Here is a 24,625-nt window from a genome sequence, read left to right on the forward strand (position 1 = left end):
CCTCTCCTTATGAAAGATTGATCACTCTATCCGAACCATTGGCGATTTCTTGATCATGAGTAACACAAATAATCGTTTTCCCCATGCCTTTTAACTGATGAAATAAAGACAAAATAATGTTTTTATTATGCTCGTCTAAGTTTCCTGTCGGTTCATCAGCCATGATAATATCACAAGGTTTCAAAATAATTCTTGCGATAGCTACACGCTGCTGCTCTCCGCCACTCAGTTGATAAACCTTTTTCTTTAAAAAGCTTTTATCCAGGCCAACCATTTCTAAAGCTTCTGTCAACTTTTCTTTCTTAAAGTCTTTTGCATAAGCCGTCGAAAGCTGTAAATTTGTTAATACTGTTTCATTGTCCATAAGCACGTAATTTTGAAAGATATACCCTAAGTTTTCTCTCCTTAGTTTCATCACCTCTGTAGGTTTAGGATTTCGAAAGCCTAAAATTTCAACATTTCCTGAGTGTGGAGTATCAAGAAGACCTATGATATTTAGCAGGGTAGTCTTCCCTGAACCGCTCTTACCAACAATTGAAACAAATTCATTTTCTTTTATCTGAAGAGAGAAATTCGAAAGAACAGGTTTTTCATCAAACATCTTTGATATGTTGTTGAGTGTAATCATATTCTATCTCCTTTTAAGATCTTATGCATGTTTTTCTTGTTTAAATAGACACTCAGGAAATAAAGAATAAGCAGCTCGATTACAATAAACAGCGCGATGAAAATTGTTAATTCAAAGATTTTGTAATAAATACTGCATCCTAAACCTATAAGGCAATTGGTTAAAAGGGAAAAGATGATTAAATTTTTATTTCTGGCCCAATATGAATATCCAAAAAGCTCTTTAAGGTACAGCCGATATGCATTTGCGCTGTAATACGACCAAATATAAGCAACAAGAAAGGCTATGGACAGGATAACTGTTATTGTTAGTCCAATTAAATTCTGCAAGAATTGATTCTGAATTCTTGCTATACCGTCGCTTAGTTCTTGATAAACCGAAATTGATGAATCAATTAGATCTCTCGTATTGGTCTTCTCCAAATAAGGAACTATGCGGTCATACGCCATGCCTTTTGAAGAATCTGAAAAGAATAAACTTGAGGTTGAGTAAGCCCCTATAACAGATGGATCAACGTTGTCCGTGAAAATTTCAGCTATTGGATCAACAATGTTATTTTTATTGCCGGCATCCCCAAACTCACTATTAAAGGTGAAATACTCCTGCCTATTTTTAGTATAAATGATGTTGATTTTCAATTCATCTTTTTTGAGGGTGTTTAAAGGTTGATTAATCTCCTTGTTATACATATTATCTAATTCAACTTTGTCAAAGAAAAAGTGATCCCTGTATGCAGCTATTATTTTTTCTTTATATTTTTCATACTTTTGTGGAACAAGCAGGTTCAATGTATTTGAATCAACCCTTAATTGCTTTTGGCTTATGGCTTCCCCATTAGCGCCGATAATGGGATTCACCTTTAAATAATTAGGGCTGATTATAATGCTTCGTCCAGAAGGAGAGTAAATTTCATTTTTCTTTGTCGTATTTAAGGTGTAAAAATAAACAGGTTTTTTTCCATCTTTCCTTAGTACAGCATAGTTATGTGCATCAATGACGAACGCATTTTTATGCTTCTCTAATTGATGATACAACGCTCGTACTTTAACATTTTTCTCCCTGTCTAATTTTAAATCACTATAGTCTATCCCGGTATATGCAAAGCTTGTTTTATAAGTGTTTTGTGTCTTTTTCCAGTATGATTGATTATCAAGCTGCTGTTTGAGATCGAATAAGTTAGAAAGTGAAAACGCAACAATATTGAAAAGCAATATCGTGATAACAATTTTAAAGCCTACAGATAACCATTGGAATTTTTTAATCGGTGTGCTGCCTTTGATCGAGCCACTAATGTCGCTGTTGTTATACAAGACGAGGGTAACCATGATGGTGTATACCATCATGATGAGCGCGCCAATCACCGCGTTTCTAATGTAAATTCTAAGATATGCAGCCAACCAGTCATTTAAACTGAAAGAAAAGGCTAGCAAAGCCACAATAATTGCGCCGCAAAATATGATTATAATTAGAGGCTTCAAAAACATTGCTGGGTAAGAAAGCAGTGTTTTAACTTTGGAATACCCCCATAACTTTTGCAGCAGAAGTCTTTTTCGATTTTTAATTACAAAATAGAGGACACCAATAAACAAAATCAGCATAGAGAGCAACACTAGCATAAGTAAAGTTTTGTTAAACATAAAAGCAGTATTCTCAGTGATGTCATCAAAACTTACTTCACCATAGTCAGCAAAAAGATTTTGGGCTTTTTTCAATACCTTATAATCCTTAGAAGAAATGTAAAATTTGCTTCCTATGCCTATATTCTTTATTTGATTGAAATCAAAATATCTGATTTTCCATGTCGAAAGTGGAAAAGTAATGCTGCCGATCATCTTCTGCTCTGAATGGCCTCTTAGAAAATTTGACACAATTTTATTGCCGTTATGTATTGATGGTTCATTTTCAGAGTTTGTAGAATAGATGTTTAAGCTCTTCTCATCCAAGAAATTGTATTGAGAAATGTTCACTTTGTTTTCTTTTGAGAAGGCGACCAATCTCTTTACAAAGTCCTCACTTTTAAATTCTGAAGTATAATTGATTATCAATGCTTCTTTATTGGAGAATAAAGTGTAATAGATTTGTTTGTTAAGAGTGTAATGATAGCTTGACATATTCATTGAGAGCAAAACCAAAATGAACAATATGTAGATTGTTTTCTTCATTGGACAGCCTCCATAAAAAGAAATCCGGTGCTGACTTGTATTCAAGTTTGACCACACCGGAAGAAAAATTAAAAAATCACTTTGCTATCGTTTTCTTTATTTTGTATCCCAAAAAGCCTTGTTTCCGAAAAGGGCTTCATATACAGAAGCGTAAGTATACCCTTCATTTTTTGTATTCCATCTAGTTTCATAGAATCTTGCTCCAGCCGCAGCACTCGATTTGTGAGTCTTTTTCTTATGATTGTAATTGGAATGAACTTGGCCTTTTTCGAAGCCATGATACCACGTACCACCGCCCGGTGTTGATTTATCAAGCTTCATGGCGCTCATTAAATCTCTTGTTTCGTCCAAATTAACTTCCCCGTGATTGACATCGTTCGACTGACTAGCAAAAGCAGCTTGTCCTCCTAGTAAACCTATACCTAATACAATTGAAGCAAGAACCTTCTTTTTCATTGAAATCTCTCCTTCCAATTAGGGTTTATTTGGTATTACAAATCAAAATTACCATATTGAGAAAGTGTTTACAATGATAATTTTGATAATATTACAATATATTTGCATTTATTTGGAAAATGGATATAGATAATGGACAAATCAGAGCTTGATAGACTCATAATTCTTGTTAACATGTACTGATAGAATACAAGAGGTTTAATCGTAATAGCCCAAAACCTTCTCCTCTTCCCAAACCGTGTCTTATAGCTATTTGAGGGTTAAATCAACTTCCTATATGATATAAGTAATCATAAACTGAGGTGCTTTTATGTATAAGGAACTCTTTAATTTTGTTCAAAGTGAAGTGAAATGCATAGCTGAAGAGTTAGACAAGCATAACTTTTCCCAATCAAAACAAATGATTGAGGAAAGATTAGAGTTGCTTGATATATTACAAAGGATTCAGCCGTTAGAAAATAAAGACCCTGATCCTGAGAGTCAGACTGTCGAGGAAACATTATCTGTCGAAAACGATCAAAGCTCAACTAATGAAAAAGATGAAATAGTTAACCAATCACTTTATGAATTTCAAAGAAAAGCAGTTGGCGGAGAACTTCAATCACTTTCAGAGTCACACCCCTCTTTGTTTATTCCAGAAACCGTAATTCGGGATCTTGAAATAGCTTCAGGTGATATCATTCAAGTTGATCCTACAGAGGTTGATGGAAGATATGATTTTTCGCTTTACAAAAAAATCAATATAGATGGGATTGAACCAGATAGAAGAGAATTTAGATACTGCATTGTAGAAGCTGTGAATGATCAACTAATTGTACAACAAAGCGCTTTGGATGGTCCTATTCACATAGACGGTAAGGAGAAAAGCCTATTTATTAACGATTACACAAAAGAAAAATTTAATTTGACTGAGGGTTCAATCGTAGATGTAGCCTACCTTGTATCAGAAGAGAAATTACAGATTGCATGGAGACATAACCTAACCCTTCTTCGCAATCGTTTGTTGCCAGTCCTTCTTCATCTTCAAAATCTACAAAGAAAGAATCCTCTGAAAAGGCTGCTGCTCCTTCAGACCCTTTTAGGGAAAGCTGAAGGATAAAACTGTAACAATAATGGGGGCAGTCGAGTCCACAGGAAAATCCCAAAAAAATATTCGGTTCAGCCGGCATCAATCATCAGTTATTAAAAGGTGATGAAAATGGAGTGCAGATTAGTGATGCTGTTATAGCTCTTACACCTTTCACTGAAAGACATGCAGGAAGCCAGCAAACAAATAAATATTGTAAAGAGTACAACGTCCCTTTTAGGCAATCAAAAACATATGGAGTGAAAAAAATAACTAACTTGATATCTGTCCTGATTTTCTTAGGATTGAATTTGGCATCTATGCTAACTTGTATTTCCGCCTTTTGATTATGCAGCCGAACTAGCTCAAATCGATTTTGAGCTGATACCAAGCATAAACAAGCATCTTTGCCTTGTGCGATGTATTCAAACTCGTATTTTCCCTCACCATATAACTCGTTTAATGTACCTTTGTTCTTGAATCATTGTTTTTCTCTCCTCTTATGCTTGTTTAAAGTTTTGAATGTTCGAGTGCTTGCTTTATGCATGATACATAAAAGTGTCTTTTGCAGTTTAAGTTTTCTCCTTTTGAAAGCTTGCCGTTTTTTAAAAATTTAACACATTCATAGTGTGGAGAGTCACTGACATTTATGATTTCCCAAGTTCCTTTCAGGTTTTTTTGAAATCCGTAATTTATTGTAAACCGTTGGCCGACTTTAAAAATTGGGTCTTCTTTCTTTTTCGGCTCACTCCATCCCATAGAAGCATAAAGCTCTTTAGATGCACTCATATATAAGCTCTCCTTTCATGTTCGCAGTTTTCACTCATCAGTGTCCAAAAAATAAGCCCTTAATTAAGGCTTTTAACATAAAGGTTGGCAGCTGACATTCTCTCATTAAAAAACCGGCACTTTGGCCGGCTTAAAATACTTTTATCAGCGATCTTTTTATCCGTTTTTCTTCTTATCCCAGTGCTCCATTTTCGGCTGTTTGGAAACCGTTTGATATGCCGAGCCATCCGTTTTCTTTTTTCCCATAATCATTTCCTGACACAAGAAGCAGTCCGAGAATAGCAACAGTAATTAAAACAGTACGTTTTTTCATGACAACGCCTCCGTAAACTTTATTATTTTATCCTTAGCAGTACAAGCTTCCTCAAAGTATTTAGATGACAGATCAGCGTTTTCCTGCTTTTTGTAATACAATGCTGCATTTAGAGACAGGTCAGCGACATCCGACCACAAGTTTTTTCCCTTCAGTACATTCATATTCAAATCAAAGGACTCATGATCAGTCGCATCGTATACAAAGTATATGAGGTTCAATTTTGCCCTGTATACTTCTTCGTTTACTTTATCAGCATATGCAAGTGCTTTACTTCTCCATACCCGCGCTGATTCAATTGATCCTAATTTGTAAAAAACACGACTCAACATGTACATTGAGCGAATGGAATAGACGGAATCGCAATGTTCAGGAATATCCAAAGCCCTTAAAAAGCTTTCCTTGGCTAATTCAAGGCGTTCCTGTCTTTCATAGCATACACCTAGATTAAAATGCCCTAAACCTTCTGAAAGCCCGTCTTTAACTTTTTGAGCGATATGTATTGCGTTTTTATACAAACTGATCGCTTGCTCCCATTGCTGAAGGTCAACTTTATTCATGGCAAAGAGCATGGTGCATTTGATTACACGATTGATGTAATTATCGACTGCTCTGAAACTTTCTAGCGCTTTTTCAGCATGGTTGAGCGAGAAAAAGTTCTGGCGAATTTCATAGTAGGCAATCGCAGTTTGATAATGGAATTCTGCCCTCTCTATTTCGTCGGGTACTTTGCTGAGTCTGCTTTCAGCGATTTTGTAAAAGTTAATTGCTTCGATAAAATCCTTCTGATAGAAGTTATACAGGCCATTAAAGAGATAAAAATAATATTGAATCATGTCATCTGTACATGTTTCATAATCTGCTTTTCCAAGTAGATGACCTGATTCCCTATAGTTTTCTGTCATGAGTTTAAATCGTGAATCTATGAGATTGAAGTACAGCAGCACATTCTGATTTTCTTCCATGTCAGGTAATGCTTTAACAATTTTTTCCCTCATTGCTGTTGCTTTAGGGATATTGTTTTGCTTGATAACTGTATACCATTCATTAAGACTTTGGGCAACCTTTTCAAACTCTATCTTTTTGGTTTCCACCTTCCTCATCCTTTCTTTAAATATTCAGAATTTTGATTTTAGATTATGCGTACTATTTCATAATCTTTTTCAGAAGTCCCAATCAGATGTGCGTCATATTCATTTGTCGTCACCTAATATTTTATCACAATTCTAATTAATGGAAACGTATTCTTCACATCTTTGCGGTTGATTTTCGGTCAACGAAAAGATACAATCAGTATAGATTCAATAAGCATTACATGATTATATTTCTCCTTTCTGATGATATTGTGAATATAATACACAGAAAGAGCATACAATAAAAAAGATCGAAGATGCTGGTAACATCTCCGATCGGCAATAGAATAGCTCCTGCAAGGGAGTCGGCTTTTTTCCAAAAGTCTAGTTTATGAGTGGGAACGCCAAGATGTAGGAGTCTGGGGCGTTCTTACTTTTTTTGTTTGAGAAACTATAGGCAAGCGTTAGAATCCCTACAATGAGGATTCCGAATTGAAACATCAATCCAAGTGCGCTTTCTACTGCCATATTCTCACCTCCCTTCTTTCCAGATATGGAGGTGAGCCGAACGCCCCTACGAAAAGCCGATCTATTGCTAACTCCACTTTATCTGAATTGACTTCTTTCTTCTATTATAGCAACTTCTTCATCCCACCGTTTCAGTTCTTTAAAATTTTGAGGTAGGGTGTGACTTTGCCATCAAAATAACCTATGATATACTTTGGATTAAGAGATATATATTTACTTTTCAAGAAAAAGGAGGAACAGATGAAAAAAACAGTAGTTGGAATCTTAGTTGTAGCCTCTTCTTTATTCATGTTTAGTATTGCTCTATATGCAGTAAACGGTAATCAAAAAACACCAGATGAAGTGTTAGACAATGCTTGGGAGAAATTCGGATTGGTCAGCTACGGAATCGGAGAAACAGATCCGGTTATTTCAATTGGAATGGATAAAACCAAAAGCGAGACGAAGCTGCGAGAATATTTAAATGACAATTTGTCTGAAGACGTAAAAGAGAAATACAAAATCGAAGTTATTAAAGAGGATAGAAAAGTCTTGGAAAAGGAACATCAAAAATATTTAAATGATACAAAGCAATAAAAGACTGTGTGTTCCGAAACCCGACAAGGCAAAAGGGTTTCTTTTTTTGTATTCAGAGGTTTCCTGTGACGCTTATTAGCCTCCTATAATTAAAGCAGGCCCTAAAGGGCCTGCTCTTCTTTACCAGTTATACCACACAATTACTTCCTTAATTTTCACAGTTACATCACTGCTGCTGTCATTAATAAAGTTAAAGTGATAGCTTTTTCCTCTTTTCAAATGAGTCCAGTTCATATGAATCTGGCCTGTCCATCCGCCGGGTAATGATACTTTCCCTGCTTGGCCCCCTACTCCACCTTTCCCATTGTCATACTTTGCTACTACCGAGAACTTTTTTGCAGTTCCTTGCGGTGTAATCAACAAAGTACCAGGGTTTTTAAATGCTCTCCCGTATGTTCCTCCACCAATGGAAAAATTATATTTGAAACTAAAGGCTTTGCTTGTATATGTTGAATATAAAGCATGAAATGAGGCATCCAACGGCATTTCTTCCTGTAGCTTGATCGTATCTTTTAATTCCTTCAACGTGTAAGGATGAATCTGATTATTTTCTTCATCATAGATTTTTATTTGAGAAGCTACCTCTTCTTTCTTAGCATCGAGTGTGATATCTGTGGTTGCATTGTCTTTTTGGGCGGCATGTGCTTGGCCTGTCCCGATAATTCCATAAAGAACAATACTTAAAACAAACGCAATTGACCAGAATTTAAAATGCACCTTCATATTAAACATACTCCTTCCATTTTCGGGTTATTTATGTTTGTTCTTATTGATGAAGTTAGATTTTAGCTTGATAGCTATTTCGTGGTGTCTAAATGTTTGAGGCCAGTTATTTCTAGGAGAGTTTCTTCCTGTGCCCTATTACGGGCCAGCTACGAACTTTTAGAGTCAGAATTTTGCCAAAGATGCCATTAGGCTCTTGTGTTTCTTGAATTACGCTTTATCATCAAATCACCCCTCCTTATGTTTGTTCTTCCACTACCAATTTACCCTATAATTATCCAAAATACAACAATTAATCCATTAATTATTTATCTTGAGAGGTACTCTCTCCTGTAAATGCTTGTTTTTGATCTTATAATCTATGTATCAATGTGCTTGGTGATGTGATTTGACGGCATGAATTATTTGTCTCAATAACTAAATTTACTTTAGTTATTGAGACGGAAGAGAAATTTATTCGCAATGAGATCATTTCTTTAGGCAAGTATATAAAAAAATCAGGTCTGATAATACTTTGCCGCATCTTCCCTGCATTTTTCCGACGATTTTTTCGCATCGGCTCCCCACATATGAGCTGAGCAAGTATGACAGCCGCCAGCCCAAGCACTGCCGCGAAATAAAATCCGGCTCTGAGCCCCAGCCAATCATTAAAAAATCCCTCGGCCAAAGGTCCTCCGAAAATACCGAGTGCATAAAGCGCCTGGTATGCCCATCGATGTTGCTCTCATGTCTGCCGGAACAGACTCAATCGACATTCCAAGCAGCAAAGAAAAAATAATGCCGAGTGAAAAACCTATTAAAACCTGAACCACATAAAGCGCCATCGGGCTGACGGTAAAAGGAATGATAAAAATAAAAACAGCTGCGAGTAAATAAAACAGCTTTAATGTTACCCAGTTTTCGCACTTGCAGGAATCTTTGCGGTCGTTTTCATTTCGCGAATCATGAAAGACAGGCAAAGACCGAGGCCGCTCCCGATCCAAAATGCCGCGTCCCATCCTCATTCACTGACAAATAACCGCTCATGCTCATCCCTGACAGCTGAGCTAACACGAGAATAAATGAGATCCAGCGGATGACTCCTTTCTTGTCATCCGCCGCAAAATAGCTCGCAAATAAAATGGTGAATATAACCCATGTAGATGAGAAAAATCCGCCTGATGATCAGACGGCTCTGCAGCTTGTTACTTGCTTCGGTTACCCGCGGAAGCATAAGTGATCCGATAATGCACAGTTAAAAATTTCAGTCCGAACAGCCACATATGATGAACGGCCTTCAGGCTGGTTTCGCTCTGGGCTGAAATAAGAAATGTCTCTGCCAGCGGAAGATGACACGCCCCCCATTTCGTCTGCAGATAAATCCCTTCATCACCCGCTCCGCTTTTTCGCCGTCTGCTTGTCAAAACAAGATTCTGCTTACGCGCATAAGGTTTTAAAATGCCCGTCATTTGGCCGTACGGCAGCGGAAGAGAGATATTCATGTATCCTTCCCCTTTTGACCTGTACGCTGAATACAGCGCAGTAAAAACGGTTTCCTGCTTTTCATTTGTTCTGATCCACGCACGGACATTTTTTCTGCCATCTTTGTCAGAGTCAACTCCTATAATATCACTGTGCATGATATACCAATCCGGATTCATGGACAGGTGAATCTGCCCCGCTCTTCTGCTGAACGGCTCGTACATGCGCGCGAACGGACGAAACCATCTGCTCCACGTCACTTTTGCCATGATGTCATAATCAATTGTCTCTTCATAAAAGGAAATAACGGCCGGCGCCAGTTTTTCAGTTGAAAAGTCTTCAGAATGCAGTTCTCTCAGCTGATCCAGAAGGCCGGTATAATGGATGTCATTTGCTGCATGAATATCAGTCAAAAATTCTTTGCCTATCGTTCTCTTCCCGTAAATACGGCTGAACGTTCTTTCACTGCCCTCATCAAACGGTCTCGGATTTTCCAACCTCCACCCCGCCAAAGCCGGCAGGATAACGCCGAATGCATTGACGGCCCCGTGAATCCAAATCATCTGGCTGATCGTGAGCGTTGCCTCCTCGCGGCAGACACCGTACGAATATATCAAAGAAAAAGCAATTGTGATCATTAACACAGCCGAAGAACTCCTGATCAAGATCCTTCCTGTTTTCGTAACAAACGGCGCCGTAAAGACGAGATATGCATTTACATACAGACCCGCCAGATACAGAGCGACAGCAATCACATCAAGTGTCTTTGAAAATGTAATCCCCAAGGCAATAAGGATCGGCGAAATCAAAATAATGACCGTGCTCCACTGGTAAAGTTCGCGTTTCTCCCGTATGATCCTGCCGAGCAATCCGTTAAAGATCGGAATGAGGAAAGCGGAATAGTGAAAGTGCACCGCCGTCAGCAGAACGATAAGCGGGCCGAAATTCATGACGGGAATCTCAAGGACATATGCGAAGAACCAGAATCCGCCCCCGGCCAAATAGATGAAACCCGCCATAACAGATATCTCTTCTGTTCTGTGAATATTTGTTTTCATCAGCCGCCAGACAGCATACAGTGCCAGCCCAAGCGTATAAATGAGCCACACAAAGGCAAAAAAACTGAAGTCTGTGACAAGCGCAAGCACCGCACATAAAGCGGCAACAGGATAACTCCGTAATAACACATTCTCTAAGGTCTTTGACGGCTGAAAAGCAAAATCGAATACAGCGGGAACGAAAAAAAGTACGGAAAATAAAACAAACGTCTCAGCAGCTGATATATGCGGAGCTTCAGCCGCCGCAAATCCCAAAAAGCAAATCACGCTTACCATGAGATGACGCTTCAGCATGTTTCTCCCTCTGTTTCCCGGAAAGTCCCCCGGTAAGAGAAAAGAGTGCCGAGTATCCGGTTTTTCACATGAACCTTTATGCTGAAGCAATTCATTTCCTCATCATAAGCCTCGTAAACGGTTGAACTGCCGCACAGCCATGCCGGAAGCGGGATTTTCTTTCCGCCTATCAGGAGCCACTGCCTTCCGGATGTAATAACAAGCCCTCCTTCTGAAGACGCTTCTAAATGCAGTTCAGACAGTAGGATGTGAGGTTTGCCGAAGTAATCAAGAATTCTGTTTTCCCGCTCATCATATTCCATAACCGCATCAAAAAAACGCGTTTTGCCTTTAAAGAAAAAGGTACGATTCCATTCCACGCCATTTTGCCTATTTTTGTTTTCGATAGTGAAAGGGATATCGTTTCCCCTCTCTGAGAAAAAACATCTGAAAAAAACACCTGTCTTTAAAAGCATTCTGACAAGAAAAGAACCTCCCTTTATTTCTGACATAACGCCTTCTCCGCAAAACGTGCGTGATTCGTCAAATCTGTACCGTTTCTGCAGCATCGGGTGCAGTGATTGATAATGAGTAATCGCTTTTTCATACATTGAATCCGTCATTTCACTTCTCTCTTTCGTTTTGTATGCCAGGCGCTCGGCAGCTTGAGCTTAAGAATCATGCCGGCTATCGTAAGCACTCCTAATGAGATCACGAATCCGCCGCCGGAATATAACAGTGCCGTTACACAAAAGAAGACTGACTGCCCGGCGTGAATCAGCCACTTTCTCCGCATGGGAAGCAGCCATAATACCCCTAACCCTGTCTCCAGCGCTCCCCTCACGATCTCTGCATCGGCACAGCCATCATGAAATCCTTGAAAAAACCAATACAGACTGAATACGAGACACATAAAGACATAGACAAACCCGGAACGGACTGATATCTTCGGATGTCTGTTTTGTTCTATCCAAAGCCGCAACGCATCAAAACTCCATGCGGTAGCCCAGCTTAGCAGAGGACGAAATAAAAACCGGTCTATCCAACTTCCCGGCAGACCGCGGGCCGTTTCATATTGATATTGAGTCAAAAATGAGGTTTGTCCGTTATCCCGCTCTATATACTTCCAGTAGCCCCTGCCTTCTTTTATAAGTGACAGCGGATGATCAGAGGCAAAAGCGAGCGAAGACGCTCTTTCTGACGAGCGAGGCCTTATGTCACCTATTGATTCGCCTGTGCCGGATACCTTCAGCCCAAAACCGATTCGTGTTTCATATAGAAATCTCTGCGGTTCATCTGGCAGCCTATGAAGATATGTAATGTCAGAAAAACGCAGATCCCATTCCTTATGAAGATGCGGGTTTTGCGTATATTCCCAAAGCGTTTCTATATCAGATGCAATATTGATTTCGACATATATCGGCTTCTGTTTCATGCTCCCTCCTCTTCCCTTCTTATGTAAACAATTCCTATATTATCATAGGAACAGGTCAAACGGCAGAACGAAAAGGCCATCCCGTTATCGGCAGGACAGCCTCAATGACTTTGATGACTTATGAATAAGGTATCGTGTCTTTTTTATCTTCTGAAACTGTTTGAATGATAATCGGACGCACGAAACGGATTACCGCAGCCGAGGCCAAAACAGCTAATCCGCCTGCAAGCAAAAACGCCCCTGAGAATGATCCGCTTTTATCCGCGATAAAGCCGGTTAAAGCAGGCCCGATAATACCGGCCGTGTTTGCAAGAAAATGCATAAAGCCGCCGACTGACCCGACATTCCTTTGATCAACCACATCGTGAATCACCGCCCAATAGATAGAGCCCGTTATATATAAAAAGAAGACTGATAAAGCAACGAGAATAACGGCACTTACGATAGTGGTAACAAGTCCGGCAAATCCGATCAGTACAGCGGAAGCGAACAGGCAAGTGACAAGAATGACTTTCCGTGAGAACAAAACTCCTTTTCCGGCGGTTTTTTTGTATACATAATCAGAAATCATTCCGCCTGCCGCCAAACCGATAAATCCAAGGATCCAGGGGATAACAGTCACCACGCTCATAAATTCAACACTTAAACCGCGTTCTTTCACCAGATAGCTCGGAAACCATGTTAAGAAGAAAAATAAGATGTAATTGTAGGCGAAAAAGGCAAAAGCCGTGAAGAGAACCGTTTTTTGTTTCAAATAAAAGGTCATCGGGATATGCTGCTCATGCGATTGAATCGCCGCTTTCATTGCCGGGGCGTCTTCCGTCTGTGCCGGCCGTTCTTTGACAAATTTAAACCAGATAAACGCCCAGACTAAACCGACGATCATGATCAGGACAAAGGAAACCTTCCAGCTGAATGCCACAGCAATCATCCCGACAATCGGGCCGGAAATCGCTCCGCCGAGCGGCGTGCCGCTGTTTGTCAGGCCGATGACCGTGGCGCGCTGAGACGGAGGAAACCAATTGTTGACCATTTTGCTTATGGCAGCCGACAGCGGCCCCTCGCCCATACCGAATAAAACACGGATAATCAAAAGACTTACAAATCCGAAAGCAAGCGCAACCGCCCCGCTGAAAAGAGACCAAACGATCATCGCCGTACACAATGTCAATTTAGCCCCGTACCGGTCAGATGCAACACCGCCGAGAAAGTTAAACACAGCGTATCCGACAGAAAAACTGCTGAAAATCAGCCCCATTTGGGTTGCAGACAATGTGAGATCCTGCTGTATGAACGGCGCTGCAATAGACAGCGCTGAGCGGTCTAAATAGTTAATCACCCCGGCTGAAAATAAAAGAAGAATAATAGGGAATCTATCCTTTGAGAACATAAAATCCCTCCCTCTTATTTCATAATTTAAATTGCCGGAGTAAACCGGTTTATGCAATGAAACCGGTTATCCGGATTGCCTTGCGAGAAGCGCCGGTTTATAGCGGTGAATCCGTTTTTCACCGCTATCTTTTTCTTGTATCTGGCGAAGAAGAAGGCTTCCCGCTTTTCGCGCCATTTCTGCCGCAGGCTGGACGATCGTCGTAATCGGAGGAGTAAAAAAACCCGCAAAAGGAACTTCATCAATTCCGATGACGGCTGCCTTATCAGGAATTGTCATATCATGCTCCTTCATATACTTCAGCACCTCAACAAGAACAATATCGTTTGCCGCCAATATCGCTTTCGGAGGCTCCTGAAGGGAGAACAGCTCTGACAAAACATTGGAAATATCAGCCGCATCGGCTGTTTTGATATATTCGTTCCGCACCATCATTCCGTGGCGGTCAAGCGCCTTTTTATACCCTTCAATCCTTTCTACCCTCGGACTGATTTCCCGAATAATGGACGTCGTAATAATCGCGATTCTCTTAATGCCGCTCTCGATAAACCGGTCAACGGCAAGACCGGCTGCATGATGGTTATCAAGCATCACTGTCGGAATCCCGAGTTTTTCAATGGTTCTGTCCATAAACACAACCGGAAACGTATCGCGTTTCATCTTTTCATATAAAGAGAGATTTTCGCCCGTCGGAAAAATAATAATTCCGTCCACCTGCTTGGCCCTGAGCATTTCAATATATTTCTTTTCTTTTTCCGGTTCATCATCCGCATTGCAGACAATAATATGAAATCCTTGTTCATGAAAATAGTCTTCCACCGCCCTGATGACCTGAGTGGAAAAGGTGTGAAGAATATTAGCCACCACCACACCTACCGTAAATGTTGATTTCTGTTTTAAGCTGCGGGCGACAAAATTCGGCTGATAGTTCAGCTCTTGAATGGCCGCTTCTATTTTTTGTTTCGTTTTCTCGCTCATATAATCATAGCGCTGGTTTAAAAATTGAGATACGGTGCTTTTAGATACGTTTGCATATTTCGCCACATCAGAAATTGTAATGGTTTTCATAGACTCATCCCCGTCTGTCTTCATTTTTCACTAGTATAAGTCAGAAGTAAATCGTTTACAATCTGACAGGGACAGGGATTCTGTCACACTCCCGAATAAGCCATAAAACCTCCGTCGACGGGAACGGTGACCCCGGTGATAAAGCCTGAGCATGAATCATCCGAAAGCCACAGGAGCGTTCCCAGAAGGTCTTCCGGTTTCCCGAAACGTTTCATCGGTGTATGTGCCATAATCTTATTGGATCGGTCTGTCAGACTTCCATCTTCCTGTAATAACAACTCACGGTTTTGCGCAGTCAAAAAGAAACCCGGAGCGATGGCATTCACCCGCAGCCCTTTTTTTGCGAAATGAACAGCCATCCACATCGTAAAATTCTGAACCGCCGCCTTAGCCGCGCTGTAGGCAGGCACCTTTGTCATCGGTGTATACGCGCTCATAGAAGAAACATTAATAATCGCGGGATATTCCGCCTTCAAAAGGTCTTTTCCAAACACTTGCGATGCCAGAAATGCACCGGTAAAGTTGCTTGAAAATACGCTGGAAAATCCCGTTTCGTCCATATCAAAAAATGATGGGCTCTGCTCATCCTCTTCATACGTCTCACTGGCAGTGATCGCATCAGCGTGGTTTCCCCCGGCTCCGTTAATTAAAAGATTGACAGAACCGAACCGGCTGATAATCTCGTCTTTTGCCTTTTCGAGCGAATCACGGGCTGAAACATCAGCCGGTACAGAAACCGCGGTTCCTCCAGCGTCAGCAATCTCGCCCGCCGCACGCTCTGCTTTATCAGCATTCCGGCTGACGATCGCAATTTTCATCCCCTGCCGTGAAAGCTCCTTTGCCATTGCTGAACAGAGAACACCGCTCCCGCCTGTTATGACAGCGGTTCTTCCTGATAAACGTTCATGAATCGGTCTCATCCCTTCACCTCTTTCTCATGAGACGAGAATGCATCCCACAGTCCGCTCAAGTACATAATTCCTAAGGCACGATCATATAAACCATAACCCGGCCGGCATTGTTCGCCCCAGATATGACGGCCGTGATCAGGCCGTACATATCCTTTGTAGCCTTGGCCGTGCAATTCTTTTACCACACCGGTAATATCAATGGACCCATCACTGGTAAGATGCGAAGTTTCCGTAAAATCACCGTTATCACAGATTTTCACATTTCGTATATGGGCAAACGGCGCAGCTCCCGCATAGTGTTTGGCGATCTTCACCATATCATTGGCGGGATCCGCTCCCATCGAACCCGTGCACAACGTAATACAGTTGGCGGGTGAATCTGAAATCTCTCGCAGCTTTTCATAACTTTTCTCACCGGTGATAATACGGGGCAGGCCAAAAATTGACCAGGGCGGATCATCCGGATGAATGGCCATTTGAATGCCGTGTTCCTCCGCTACAGGAAGGATTTCATATAAAAAGAATTCTAGATTGGCCCAAAGCTGTTTTTCACCGACCGTTTGATAGGCCTCAAACAGTTCCTTGATCCGGGCCATTTTCTCCGGCTCCCACCCGGGAAGCGTCAAATCAGAAGATTTCTCAACCGTGCGGATCAGTTCCTCCGGAGGCAGACTTTCCACTTTCGCTTTTTCAAAAAACAAAGCGGTTGACCCATCCTCCAGCGCTCGGAACATATCGGTACGCGTCCAGTCAAATATCGGCATGAAATTGTAACAGATGACTTTCACGCCGAATTCGGACAGATTGCGAATGGTCTGTTTATAGTGTTCGATATATTGTCCGCGTTCTTCATGGCCGAGTTTAATGGCTTCATGAACATTCACGCTTTCCACGACCTCTGCATGAAACCCATAGGATTGAATGAATCTGACTTCCACTTCAATGTCCTCCTTTTCCCATACTTCGCCCGCGGGCTTCTGGTGAAGAGCCCAGACGATGCCTTTGACCCCGGGAATTTGTCTGACATGTTCAAGAGTCACCGTATCATTACCTTGGCCATACCAGCGAAACGTGATATTCATGTTACACCCCCGTATATTCGTTTTTTCGGCAGACGTATTCTTTGCTGAGGGATACGGCAGCTTCATAGCCGCCCTTTTGATATGCTTTTGTCAAGTCACTTCCCACTCCGACCGCGACCGCTCCGGCAGAAAGCCAGTCATTCATGCTGTTTAATGAGATACCCCCGGTCGGCATAATGCGGACATTCGGCAGAGGTCCGTTGACCGACTTGATAAATGAAGGGTCAAACGAATTAGCGGGGAACAGCTTTACCACATCACATCCGGCTTCGAGCGCCAAAGCCATATCAGACACGCTCATGCATCCCGGAAGATACGGTACGCTGTACTGGTTGCATAGAGATGCTATCTCTTTTACAAAATGAGAGCTGACGATAAATGAGGCGCCTGATAAAATGGCGTGTCTCGCCGTTTCTGTATCCATTACAGAACCGGCTCCAAGAAGAATATCTTGATGCCGGAGTTCCTTAAAGACATCTTCCACTTCAGGAGTTGTGTATGTAAGCTCAATGGCGCTGATACCTCCTGAAATGGCCGCTTTTGAAACTTCAAGCGCCTCTTGGCTGTTTTGTCCCCTTATGACAGCCACCACTTGTGCATGCAGAAGTTTTTCGTAAATGGCGTACTTAGGCAGCATTCTCGCTCCTCCTTTAATCAAACGTAATGATTGCTTTTCCCACCTTGCCCGGGTGCTGTTCGATCAACTGAAATGCTTGATGGACGTCATCTGCTGAAAATGTATGTGTAATAAGACCGCCGTGCGTTAACAGGCCTTTATTCAGTAAGTCTGTAATGTACGGAAACTGATTCGTCTGCAATCTTGAACCGGTGATCGTGACTTCCTTTTTTGTGATCGGAAGCTGAGAAATGCCGGCAGTCCTCTCATCAAAACCTAGCACAACCACATGACCGGCCGGAGACACCGCGTCAATGGACGTTTCAAACGTTGAGGGGAGACAGACAGCATCAATGACGACATTGGCGCCTTCATTTTTTGTCCATTCGTTCACCCGCAAAACGGGATCTTCTTTTTGCGCGTTGACGGTAACGTCCGCACCGTTTTTTTCAGCGAATGCTAAGCGTTCATCATTCAAGTCGGTTATCATGACGGAAGCGCCTTTGAACTTTGCCATTTTTAATATGCAGATTCCGATTGGCCCCGCTCCTTGAATCAAAACGGTATCTTCCTTTTCGACGCGGCCTCTCCAAACAGCCTGGGCGCCGATCGTATATGGTTCTGCCATGACCGCTTCCTCCCAGGGCAGATCGGGCGAAACAGCATGCAGCTGCTTTTCCGGAAGCACGATATATTCCCGCATCCCGCCATCTTCATGAACGCCGAACACCGAAAGCGCTTTGCAGACGTTCGGACGTCCTTTCCGGCAGGCATAGCATGTTCCGCAATAAGATATCGGTTCAATCACTATCCGGTCACCCGGCTTGAAACGCCGGACATGAGAACCGGTCTTTGCGACTTCCCCTGTGACTTCATGTCCGATTACTCTCGGCAGGGAAGCTAACGGATTTGTCCCATGATAAATATGCAAATCTGATCCGCAAATTCCGACCCGCTTCACCTTGACAAGAACATCATCCGCGTGGAGAACTGACGGTTTCTCACATTCCGTCACCATCAGATCAAATGCTTTCCGTACTTGAACCGCTTTCATTTTTTCACCCGCTTTTTAAGTTGTGCTTGCTACCGTTCAATCACAGTCTCTTTGTTTACAAATGACAGAACCTCTTCTAGGCAGGGAAGCCCTTCATTGTCACCGGAAACTGTGGTGACGAGCGCACCGACTGCATTTGCAAACTCCAGACGTTTTTCCGGTTCAAAACCATGCAGATAACTGTACAGGTAGCCGGCATTAAAGCCGTCACCCGCTCCTACCGTGTCGACAGGCGCAACCGGGAAAGCCTCTTTGTGAACCCACTTATGATCATGATACAGCGCAGAACCTGCTTCACCGTCTTTTATGACAAGCTGACTGATTGAATAGCTCTCTGCAAACCGGGCTAATGCTTCATTTTCTCCTATACCTGTCAGCTGTTTCATTTCGTCCCGGCCCGCCAGAAGAATATCAGTATGCGGAAAGATTTGATGAAATGCCGCACGCGCCTCCTCAATCGTCCACAGCTTCAGCCTGATATTCGGATCAAAAGATACGGGAATCTTTCTTGCTTTGGCGATGGAAAGCACTCTTTCAGCAATTTCAAGATTTTTCTTATCAAGTGCGAGGAACACACCGGTAAGATGAACGATGTGAATGCCGGCAAACATATTCTCTGTTATATCTTCCGGTGCAAGAGTCAGAATTGGTGAATTGAAACGATAGTAAAACGTCTTGCCTGAACCGTCATTTCTGATCTCTTTGACATTTAAAGATGTAGGAAAGCCTTCAACATAGGAGACGTCAGTCACATCAATTCCTTCTCCTTTGGCAAACTGATAAATCACCCTGCCGAACTCATCCTTCCCCAGTCTGCTGACCCACTTTGAGTGCAGGTTCAATCTGGCGCATGCAATCGCAAAATTCAGTTCAGCTCCTCCTGCTTTTCGTTCAAAATGGGTAACAAAACGCAAAGGTCCTGTGCTTGCGGGATTTAAGGTGATCATCGCATCACCGATCGTAAAAATGCCATAATCAGAAGCCACATCAATACTCCTTTCCTTTAAGACTAAATCGGTTTGGTAAACCGGTTTAGTTAAACTTTATATGAAAGCCCTTACATACACAAGAGAAAAATACAATAAATTCAAAAAAATCTGTTTTCAGTAAAAATAACCCGGTTTTTCACATAAAAAACCCCTCACAACAAAATGTAAGGGGTTTTTTTGAAAATTGTATGCATGTGTCCTCAGTTAGCAGTCTTACGTTCAGGGCTTGTACCTTCTTCTTCCGCCCATGTTTCAATATGCTGGAGCTCCGGGGTATTCTCGGCTTTGAATACAGGATCAAGACCTTTTTTGCGCTGAGCGGCATAATCCTTATAGATCTTGTAGGCTACATTACTCAGCAGTAAGATTGCCACTAAGTTAATGAGAGCCAAGAGTCCCATAAACAAGTTTGCCATGTCCCAGACGATCTGGAAGTCAGCCAAACATCCGTATACCACCATCACTACGACGAATACGCGGTAAATATTAAGCCATGTTTTGCTTGTTTTAATAAATTCGATATTCGTTTCACCATAGTAATAGTTGCCGACGACTGAGCTGAATGCGAATAAAAACATCGCAATCGCAATAAATGTCGGCGCCCATCCGCCGAGATGGTGCTGCAGTGCGGCTTGCGTCACTTGGATGCCGTCGCCTTTAGGCGTAAAGCTGTACAATAAAATGATAAAAGCAGTCGATGTACAAACGATAAACGTATCAAAGAACACGCCGAGGGTCTGAATTAATCCCTGCTTAGCCGGATGCGACACATGTGCAGCTGCTGCGGCATTCGGCGCGCTTCCCATACCCGCTTCGTTTGAAAACAGGCCGCGCTGCGCTCCGATAATAATGATGCTTCCTAAGCTTCCGCCGACGATCTGCTCAAAACCGAACGCATTTTTCACAATGGTAACAAGCAGCTCAGGTACCGCCGAGATATTTACAATCACGACATACAGCGCGATCAGAATATACATTCCCGCCATAACCGGAACGATTAATTGCGAGACAGATACAACACGCTTCAGACCGCCGAATATAATGAAAGCCGTTAATACAGCTAAAATGATTGCGATAACTGTTTTATTCACATGGAATGCTTCGTCAAACGCCACAGAAATCGTATTTGACTGCACCGCGTTAAAGATAAGTCCGAAAGAAACGGTAATCAATACGGCGAATAAAATACCGAGCCAGCGGGCGCCCAGTCCCTTTGCCATGTAATATGCCGGACCGCCGCGGAATTCGTCACCGGAACGCACTTTATACAGCTGCGCCAAAGTGCTTTCCACAAAGCTGGAAGCCATACCGACAATCGCTACGATCCACATCCAAAATACTGCGCCGGGACCGCCTGTTGCAATCGCCAGCGCGACGCCGGTCAAGTTTCCGGTTCCGACACGAGAAGCGGCTGAGATAAAGAATGCCTGCATTGAAGACACTCCTTTATTTCCTTGCGGCTTCTCCCCGACGATTCTGAACATTTCAAAAAAGTACTGGAATTGAATAAAGCGAAAACGGAACGTAAAGTACAATCCGATCCCGACTAAAATATAAACAAGATACTTCCAAATAAAATCATTTGGAACATTTATGATTTCACTGATGAAAGCCTCCATGTTTAACCTCCCTTTTACATATCTTTTACTGTCATTTTTGCTGCATATGTTAGATCTTTTAACACAACGGGTATTATTATATCACAACAACAGTGGTTGAGAAGTTTTTTTAAGAAAATGTTTCGGTTTCTTCATCACATCTTTTGCTGTCATGCCCCGTTTTTTATCTTACAGCCCGAAAAATGTTGTCACGTCATAAGGAATGCGTGCATATCATAACAAATAGGTCTTTAAGAAAAAAGAGATGAAAAGATGGATGGAATGGTATATACTTAACCAGGATAATAATTTTTTAAATTTAATAAATGTGTTTACTTTACATTTAAATTAGGGTATTATAATAAAAATATTCAGACTTATGAAGGGGGGAGAACATTTGAAAAAAATCTTGTTTTTAAAAGCTTCTATTTTATTTTTAGCGATTGCAAGCTTTCATTTGCTCTCCATTCCCCATGCGTTTGATACCGCTCATCATTTTAAAGCGGTAGCCGACCAGCAGGAAATGCACGAAATGAAGGCCGGCCAAAATGCTGATGATGAGAAAAAATCGCTGACGGGCTCATATATCTTGACGGCGCTTTTTGCCGCTTCTGTCTCACTGATCGTGATATCAGACAGGAGACTCCCCGCTTCCCGGAGAAGACAGCGAAAGAAAAGCTTTTTAATCGCTAAATTTTATCAGTCCTCGTATTTCGATGAGCTTCATGTTCAACATCGCCTATCTATGTAACATAAAATGAGGAGGTTGTTAAACATGTTGTTTATCTTACGAATGGTGATTTTAGGGTTGTTTTCATTCACTGCGTTGAATTTATTTGTATGGCAGGGAATCGAAGTCATTCACGCTATCACTGACTTATTCGGCAGCCATGAAAGCTAAATAGTAAAACCTCCGCTCAATGAGCGGAGGTTTTTTATTTTAATTTTACTCTTAAACATCGTATGCAGGGATACGCCATACATCTGTTACCGGCCCTGTCTCATCTTCATCGGTAAAGAAGGAGCCATTGCTGTATCGGTCATTCGCCCGCAAGGACTTCACGGCGATTTCGATTCTTTCGCCTTTTTCTGTTTCCGCAGCGATCATATCGGCCAAAGCGCACGCAAATACGCCGACTGCCCGATGCGGGTTCTTTTTAAGCTCACGCAGCATGATGACACCGCGTTTCGCCCTGGATGTTTTTTCGAATTCAGATAGGTTCATCCGTTTGATTGCTCCCCGCTGTGTGACAAGGACGAGCGAATCTGTTTCATGCAGAATTTGCCCTGATACGACGGTATCACCGTCTTTTAAATTTATGCCCTTTACGCCGGCCGCACGGGCACCGACTACATTTACTTCATCTTCACCGAACCATAAACCGTACCCGAGGCGGGTGGCGATAAACAGCTGGCTGCCGCCGTCTGTGACATGAACATCAATCAGCTCATCATCCCCTTTAAGGTTAAGGGCAACAAGCGCTTTCGAGTAACGCTGCGCTTTGTAATGCGTCATTTCAGTTCTTTTCACCATGCCGTTTTTCGTCATGAACAATAAATATGAAGATGGATCAAATTCTTTTACCGGTATAGCTTTCACGATGGTTTCATCACGGTCAATCGTGATGATGTTCGTTACGTGCTGCCCCATGTCTTTCCACCTGATATCGGGAAGCTGGTGAACCGGACAATAAACATAGCTTCCCTTATTGGTAAAGAGCAGGAGAACATCCGTTGTATTCATTTCAAATTGGTGAATCAGCCTGTCAGTATCCTTCATACCGAAATCCTGGCCGTTAGAAGCGGCAAATGACCGCTGGCTTGTTCGTTTTACATAGCCGTCTTTAGTGACTGTCACATATACGTCCTCAGAGGCAACCATGACTTCAAGATTGATTTTAATTTCCTCAATCTTTTCTTCAATGACAGACCGTCTGCTGTCAGCATAGGTCTTTTTCAATTTTTTCAGGCTGCTTGTAATGACTTTTAACAGCTTTTTATCATGACTTAAAATGGCTTCGAGCTCCTGAATTTTCTTGCTGAGCTCTTCCGCTTCCTCTTTTAGCGCCGTAATATCCGTGTTTGTCAGACGATACAGCTGCAAGGATACGATTGCTTCGGCCTGAGGCTCCGTAAATGCGAATTTAGAAATTAAGTTTTGTTTCGCATCTTTCTTGTCGCTGCTTGCCCGGATGACCGCTATGACCTCATCTAACACAGACAGCGCCTTCATCAGTCCTTCAACGATGTGATGCCGCTCTTTTGCTTTTTGCAATTCAAAGACGGAGCGGTTTGTCACCACTTCCTTCTGATGGGAAATATACGCATCCAGGATGGCCGTAAGACTCATCAGCATCGGCCGGCGGTTATGTATGGCGACCATATTAAAGTTATATGTTGTCTGCAGATCAGTGTTTTTATATAAGAAATTCAGGATGCCTTTTGCATCGGCTTCTTTCTTTAACTCAACGACCACCCGAAGCCCCGTGCGGTCAGTTTCATCCCTGACTTCAGAAATGCCTTCGACTTTTTTGTCTATGCGGTATTCGTCCATTTTCTTAACGAGATTGGCTTTGTTTACTTCAAACGGAATTTCTGTAATGACGATCTGCTCCCGTCCGCCTCTTACGGATTCCACTTCAGCCTTGCCACGGATAATAATTTTGCCTTTACCGGTTTCATAAGCCTTCCGAATGCCGTCGACTCCTTGAATAATGCCTCCTGTCGGAAAGTCAGGCCCTTTAATCACCTGCATCAAGTCATCGACGGTGCAATCCGGAGATTCAATCCGTTTAATGACGGCATCAATGACCTCACCCAGATGATGAGGGGGAATATCAGTCGCATAGCCCGCTGAAATCCCGGTTGATCCGTTGACAAGCAAGTTAGGGAACATGGCGGGCAAAACAACCGGTTCTTTACTAGTGTCATCAAAGTTCGGAACGAATTCAACCGTATTTTTATCAATATCACGCAAAAGCTCTGACGCGATAGAAGATAATCTTGCTTCTGTATAACGCATGGCAGCCGGCGGATCACCGTCAATGCTTCCGTTGTTGCCGTGCATCTCAATCAGCACATTCCGCACTTTCCAATCCTGGCTCATCCGCACCATCGCTTCATAAACGGAGCTGTCACCGTGCGGATGATAATTACCGATAACGTTTCCGACCGTTTTCGCCGCTTTACGGAAATTTTTATCGAATGTATTTCCGTCTGCGTGCATGGCGTATAAAATTCTCCGCTGCACCGGCTTTAAACCGTCACGAGCGTCGGGCAGCGCCCTGTCTTGAATAATGTATTTACTGTAGCGTCCGAAACGGTCGCCGATTACTTCTTCTAACGGTAAATCATGAAATAATTCTGGCTGTGCCAC

At 42.2% G+C, this 24,625-nt stretch carries 24 protein-coding genes; 4 read left to right on the forward strand and 20 right to left on the reverse strand.

Annotation, left to right across the window (positions count from 1 at the left end):
• Positions 1-7: 7 nt before the first annotated feature.
• The 3 genes from OTK50_RS00190 to OTK50_RS00200 form a co-directional block, all read right to left on the reverse strand.
• Entirely contained in the window at positions 8-628 is a 621-nt protein-coding gene (locus OTK50_RS00190; RefSeq protein ID WP_130570943.1) for an ATP-binding cassette domain-containing protein, read from the reverse strand.
• On the reverse strand, positions 625-2,790 hold the full coding sequence (locus tag OTK50_RS00195) for a DUF1430 domain-containing protein (protein WP_224224323.1): 2,166 nt from the start codon (positions 2,788-2,790) through the stop codon (positions 625-627). The genes OTK50_RS00190 and OTK50_RS00195 overlap by 4 nt, the downstream gene beginning before the upstream one ends.
• 96 nt (positions 2,791-2,886) lie before the next feature.
• Positions 2,887-3,246 carry a lactococcin 972 family bacteriocin gene (locus OTK50_RS00200; RefSeq protein WP_130570945.1) on the reverse strand — a complete coding sequence of 120 codons (360 nt, stop codon included), beginning with the start codon at positions 3,244-3,246 and terminating at the stop codon, positions 2,887-2,889.
• A gap of 310 nt (positions 3,247-3,556) precedes the next feature.
• On the opposite strand from OTK50_RS00200, the gene OTK50_RS00205 reads away from it, so the two are divergent.
• The gene (locus OTK50_RS00205) at positions 3,557-4,345 is read left to right on the forward strand and encodes a hypothetical protein (RefSeq protein ID WP_224224322.1); all 789 of its coding nucleotides are present in this window, start codon (positions 3,557-3,559) and stop codon (positions 4,343-4,345) included.
• Between the two features lie 477 nt (positions 4,346-4,822).
• Here OTK50_RS00205 and OTK50_RS00210 read toward each other — a convergent pair whose 3' ends face one another.
• The 4 genes from OTK50_RS00210 to OTK50_RS19895 form a co-directional block, all read right to left on the reverse strand.
• On the reverse strand, positions 4,823-5,101 hold the full coding sequence (locus OTK50_RS00210; protein ID WP_224224321.1) for a hypothetical protein: 279 nt from the start codon (positions 5,099-5,101) through the stop codon (positions 4,823-4,825).
• A 172-nt stretch (positions 5,102-5,273) separates the two neighbouring features.
• Positions 5,274-5,414 (reverse strand): hypothetical protein, encoded by a 141-nt coding sequence (locus OTK50_RS00215; protein ID WP_224224320.1) that lies wholly within the window; start codon positions 5,412-5,414, stop codon positions 5,274-5,276.
• Positions 5,411-6,508, reverse strand: a complete 1,098-nt coding sequence (locus OTK50_RS00220) for a Rap family tetratricopeptide repeat protein (protein ID WP_224224319.1) — start codon at positions 6,506-6,508, stop codon at positions 5,411-5,413. The genes OTK50_RS00215 and OTK50_RS00220 overlap by 4 nt, the downstream gene beginning before the upstream one ends.
• Positions 6,509-6,871: 363 nt before the next feature.
• A complete protein-coding gene (locus OTK50_RS19895; RefSeq protein WP_219622380.1) occupies positions 6,872-7,015 on the reverse strand; it encodes a putative holin-like toxin in 144 nt (47 codons plus the stop codon).
• A gap of 240 nt (positions 7,016-7,255) precedes the next feature.
• On the opposite strand from OTK50_RS19895, the gene OTK50_RS00225 reads away from it, so the two are divergent.
• Positions 7,256-7,591: a hypothetical protein gene (locus tag OTK50_RS00225; RefSeq protein WP_031379082.1), complete on the forward strand. Its 336-nt coding sequence runs from the start codon at positions 7,256-7,258 to the stop codon at positions 7,589-7,591.
• A 120-nt stretch (positions 7,592-7,711) separates the two neighbouring features.
• Here the strand turns inward: OTK50_RS00225 and OTK50_RS00230 are convergent, their stop codons facing one another.
• From OTK50_RS00230 to OTK50_RS00285, 12 genes are all read right to left on the reverse strand, one after another.
• The gene (locus OTK50_RS00230) at positions 7,712-8,314 is read right to left on the reverse strand and encodes a hypothetical protein (protein ID WP_101670441.1); all 603 of its coding nucleotides are present in this window, start codon (positions 8,312-8,314) and stop codon (positions 7,712-7,714) included.
• Between the two features lie 1,184 nt (positions 8,315-9,498).
• Positions 9,499-11,127 (reverse strand): YndJ family protein, encoded by a 1,629-nt coding sequence (locus OTK50_RS00235; RefSeq protein WP_224224317.1) that lies wholly within the window; start codon positions 11,125-11,127, stop codon positions 9,499-9,501.
• Positions 11,121-11,729, reverse strand: a complete 609-nt coding sequence (locus OTK50_RS00240) for a DUF4166 domain-containing protein (protein ID WP_044801495.1) — start codon at positions 11,727-11,729, stop codon at positions 11,121-11,123. The genes OTK50_RS00235 and OTK50_RS00240 overlap by 7 nt, the downstream gene beginning before the upstream one ends.
• Positions 11,726-12,541, reverse strand: coding sequence for a hypothetical protein (locus OTK50_RS00245; protein ID WP_266121815.1), 816 nt, complete (start codon positions 12,539-12,541; stop codon positions 11,726-11,728). Before OTK50_RS00245 ends, OTK50_RS00240 begins: the two co-directional genes overlap by 4 nt.
• A gap of 118 nt (positions 12,542-12,659) precedes the next feature.
• Positions 12,660-13,931 (reverse strand): MFS transporter, encoded by a 1,272-nt coding sequence (locus OTK50_RS00250; RefSeq protein WP_266121816.1) that lies wholly within the window; start codon positions 13,929-13,931, stop codon positions 12,660-12,662.
• A 66-nt stretch (positions 13,932-13,997) separates the two neighbouring features.
• A complete protein-coding gene (locus OTK50_RS00255) occupies positions 13,998-14,999 on the reverse strand; it encodes a substrate-binding domain-containing protein (protein WP_077722392.1) in 1,002 nt (333 codons plus the stop codon).
• A gap of 83 nt (positions 15,000-15,082) precedes the next feature.
• The gene (locus OTK50_RS00260) at positions 15,083-15,919 is read right to left on the reverse strand and encodes an SDR family oxidoreductase (protein ID WP_168984958.1); all 837 of its coding nucleotides are present in this window, start codon (positions 15,917-15,919) and stop codon (positions 15,083-15,085) included.
• A complete protein-coding gene (gene uxuA / locus OTK50_RS00265) occupies positions 15,916-16,992 on the reverse strand; it encodes a mannonate dehydratase (protein ID WP_266121817.1) in 1,077 nt (358 codons plus the stop codon). The genes OTK50_RS00260 and uxuA overlap by 4 nt, the downstream gene beginning before the upstream one ends.
• A gap of 1 nt (position 16,993) precedes the next feature.
• A complete protein-coding gene (locus OTK50_RS00270; RefSeq protein WP_012117658.1) occupies positions 16,994-17,629 on the reverse strand; it encodes a bifunctional 2-keto-4-hydroxyglutarate aldolase/2-keto-3-deoxy-6-phosphogluconate aldolase in 636 nt (211 codons plus the stop codon).
• 13 nt (positions 17,630-17,642) lie between these two features.
• Positions 17,643-18,662 carry a zinc-binding alcohol dehydrogenase family protein gene (locus OTK50_RS00275; protein ID WP_266121818.1) on the reverse strand — a complete coding sequence of 340 codons (1,020 nt, stop codon included), beginning with the start codon at positions 18,660-18,662 and terminating at the stop codon, positions 17,643-17,645.
• A 29-nt stretch (positions 18,663-18,691) separates the two neighbouring features.
• On the reverse strand, positions 18,692-19,648 hold the full coding sequence (locus tag OTK50_RS00280) for a sugar kinase (protein WP_070081888.1): 957 nt from the start codon (positions 19,646-19,648) through the stop codon (positions 18,692-18,694).
• 203 nt (positions 19,649-19,851) lie between these two features.
• Positions 19,852-21,270 (reverse strand): alanine/glycine:cation symporter family protein, encoded by a 1,419-nt coding sequence (locus OTK50_RS00285; protein ID WP_071391774.1) that lies wholly within the window; start codon positions 21,268-21,270, stop codon positions 19,852-19,854.
• A 376-nt stretch (positions 21,271-21,646) separates the two neighbouring features.
• On the opposite strand from OTK50_RS00285, the gene OTK50_RS00290 reads away from it, so the two are divergent.
• Positions 21,647-22,000 (forward strand): hypothetical protein, encoded by a 354-nt coding sequence (locus tag OTK50_RS00290; RefSeq protein WP_065180810.1) that lies wholly within the window; start codon positions 21,647-21,649, stop codon positions 21,998-22,000.
• 24 nt (positions 22,001-22,024) lie between these two features.
• On the forward strand, positions 22,025-22,150 hold the full coding sequence (locus OTK50_RS00295) for a hypothetical protein (RefSeq protein WP_003153957.1): 126 nt from the start codon (positions 22,025-22,027) through the stop codon (positions 22,148-22,150).
• A gap of 51 nt (positions 22,151-22,201) precedes the next feature.
• On the opposite strand, the gene parC is transcribed toward OTK50_RS00295, so the two are convergent.
• Positions 22,202-24,625, reverse strand: a complete 2,424-nt coding sequence (gene parC, locus OTK50_RS00300; RefSeq protein ID WP_032858581.1) for a DNA topoisomerase IV subunit A — start codon at positions 24,623-24,625, stop codon at positions 22,202-22,204.

Origin of the sequence: Bacillus sp. NEAU-CP5 (assembly GCF_026420705.1) — a bacterium.
GTDB lineage: Bacteria > Bacillota > Bacilli > Bacillales > Bacillaceae > Bacillus > Bacillus velezensis.

What these genes read in the sequence shown, in the direction of transcription:
- OTK50_RS00190 (WP_130570943.1), bottom strand. Translation starts at nt 628, where the DNA reads ATGATTACACTCAACAACATATCAAAGATGTTTGATGAAAAACCTGTT.
- OTK50_RS00195 (WP_224224323.1), bottom strand. Translation starts at nt 2,790, where the DNA reads ATGAAGAAAACAATCTACATATTGTTCATTTTGGTTTTGCTCTCAATG.
- OTK50_RS00200 (WP_130570945.1), bottom strand. Translation starts at nt 3,246, where the DNA reads ATGAAAAAGAAGGTTCTTGCTTCAATTGTATTAGGTATAGGTTTACTA.
- OTK50_RS00205 (WP_224224322.1), top strand. Translation starts at nt 3,557, where the DNA reads ATGTATAAGGAACTCTTTAATTTTGTTCAAAGTGAAGTGAAATGCATA.
- OTK50_RS00210 (WP_224224321.1), bottom strand. Translation starts at nt 5,101, where the DNA reads ATGAGTGCATCTAAAGAGCTTTATGCTTCTATGGGATGGAGTGAGCCG.
- OTK50_RS00215 (WP_224224320.1), bottom strand. Translation starts at nt 5,414, where the DNA reads ATGAAAAAACGTACTGTTTTAATTACTGTTGCTATTCTCGGACTGCTT.
- OTK50_RS19895 (WP_219622380.1), bottom strand. Translation starts at nt 7,015, where the DNA reads ATGGCAGTAGAAAGCGCACTTGGATTGATGTTTCAATTCGGAATCCTC.
- OTK50_RS00225 (WP_031379082.1), top strand. Translation starts at nt 7,256, where the DNA reads ATGAAAAAAACAGTAGTTGGAATCTTAGTTGTAGCCTCTTCTTTATTC.
- OTK50_RS00230 (WP_101670441.1), bottom strand. Translation starts at nt 8,314, where the DNA reads ATGAAGGTGCATTTTAAATTCTGGTCAATTGCGTTTGTTTTAAGTATT.
- OTK50_RS00235 (WP_224224317.1), bottom strand. Translation starts at nt 11,127, where the DNA reads ATGCTGAAGCGTCATCTCATGGTAAGCGTGATTTGCTTTTTGGGATTT.
- OTK50_RS00240 (WP_044801495.1), bottom strand. Translation starts at nt 11,729, where the DNA reads ATGACGGATTCAATGTATGAAAAAGCGATTACTCATTATCAATCACTG.
- OTK50_RS00245 (WP_266121815.1), bottom strand. Translation starts at nt 12,541, where the DNA reads ATGAAACAGAAGCCGATATATGTCGAAATCAATATTGCATCTGATATA.
- OTK50_RS00250 (WP_266121816.1), bottom strand. Translation starts at nt 13,931, where the DNA reads ATGTTCTCAAAGGATAGATTCCCTATTATTCTTCTTTTATTTTCAGCC.
- OTK50_RS00255 (WP_077722392.1), bottom strand. Translation starts at nt 14,999, where the DNA reads ATGAAAACCATTACAATTTCTGATGTGGCGAAATATGCAAACGTATCT.
- OTK50_RS00260 (WP_168984958.1), bottom strand. Translation starts at nt 15,919, where the DNA reads ATGAGACCGATTCATGAACGTTTATCAGGAAGAACCGCTGTCATAACA.
- uxuA (WP_266121817.1), bottom strand. Translation starts at nt 16,992, where the DNA reads ATGAATATCACGTTTCGCTGGTATGGCCAAGGTAATGATACGGTGACT.
- OTK50_RS00270 (WP_012117658.1), bottom strand. Translation starts at nt 17,629, where the DNA reads ATGCTGCCTAAGTACGCCATTTACGAAAAACTTCTGCATGCACAAGTG.
- OTK50_RS00275 (WP_266121818.1), bottom strand. Translation starts at nt 18,662, where the DNA reads ATGAAAGCGGTTCAAGTACGGAAAGCATTTGATCTGATGGTGACGGAA.
- OTK50_RS00285 (WP_071391774.1), bottom strand. Translation starts at nt 21,270, where the DNA reads ATGGAGGCTTTCATCAGTGAAATCATAAATGTTCCAAATGATTTTATT.
- OTK50_RS00295 (WP_003153957.1), top strand. Translation starts at nt 22,025, where the DNA reads ATGTTGTTTATCTTACGAATGGTGATTTTAGGGTTGTTTTCATTCACT.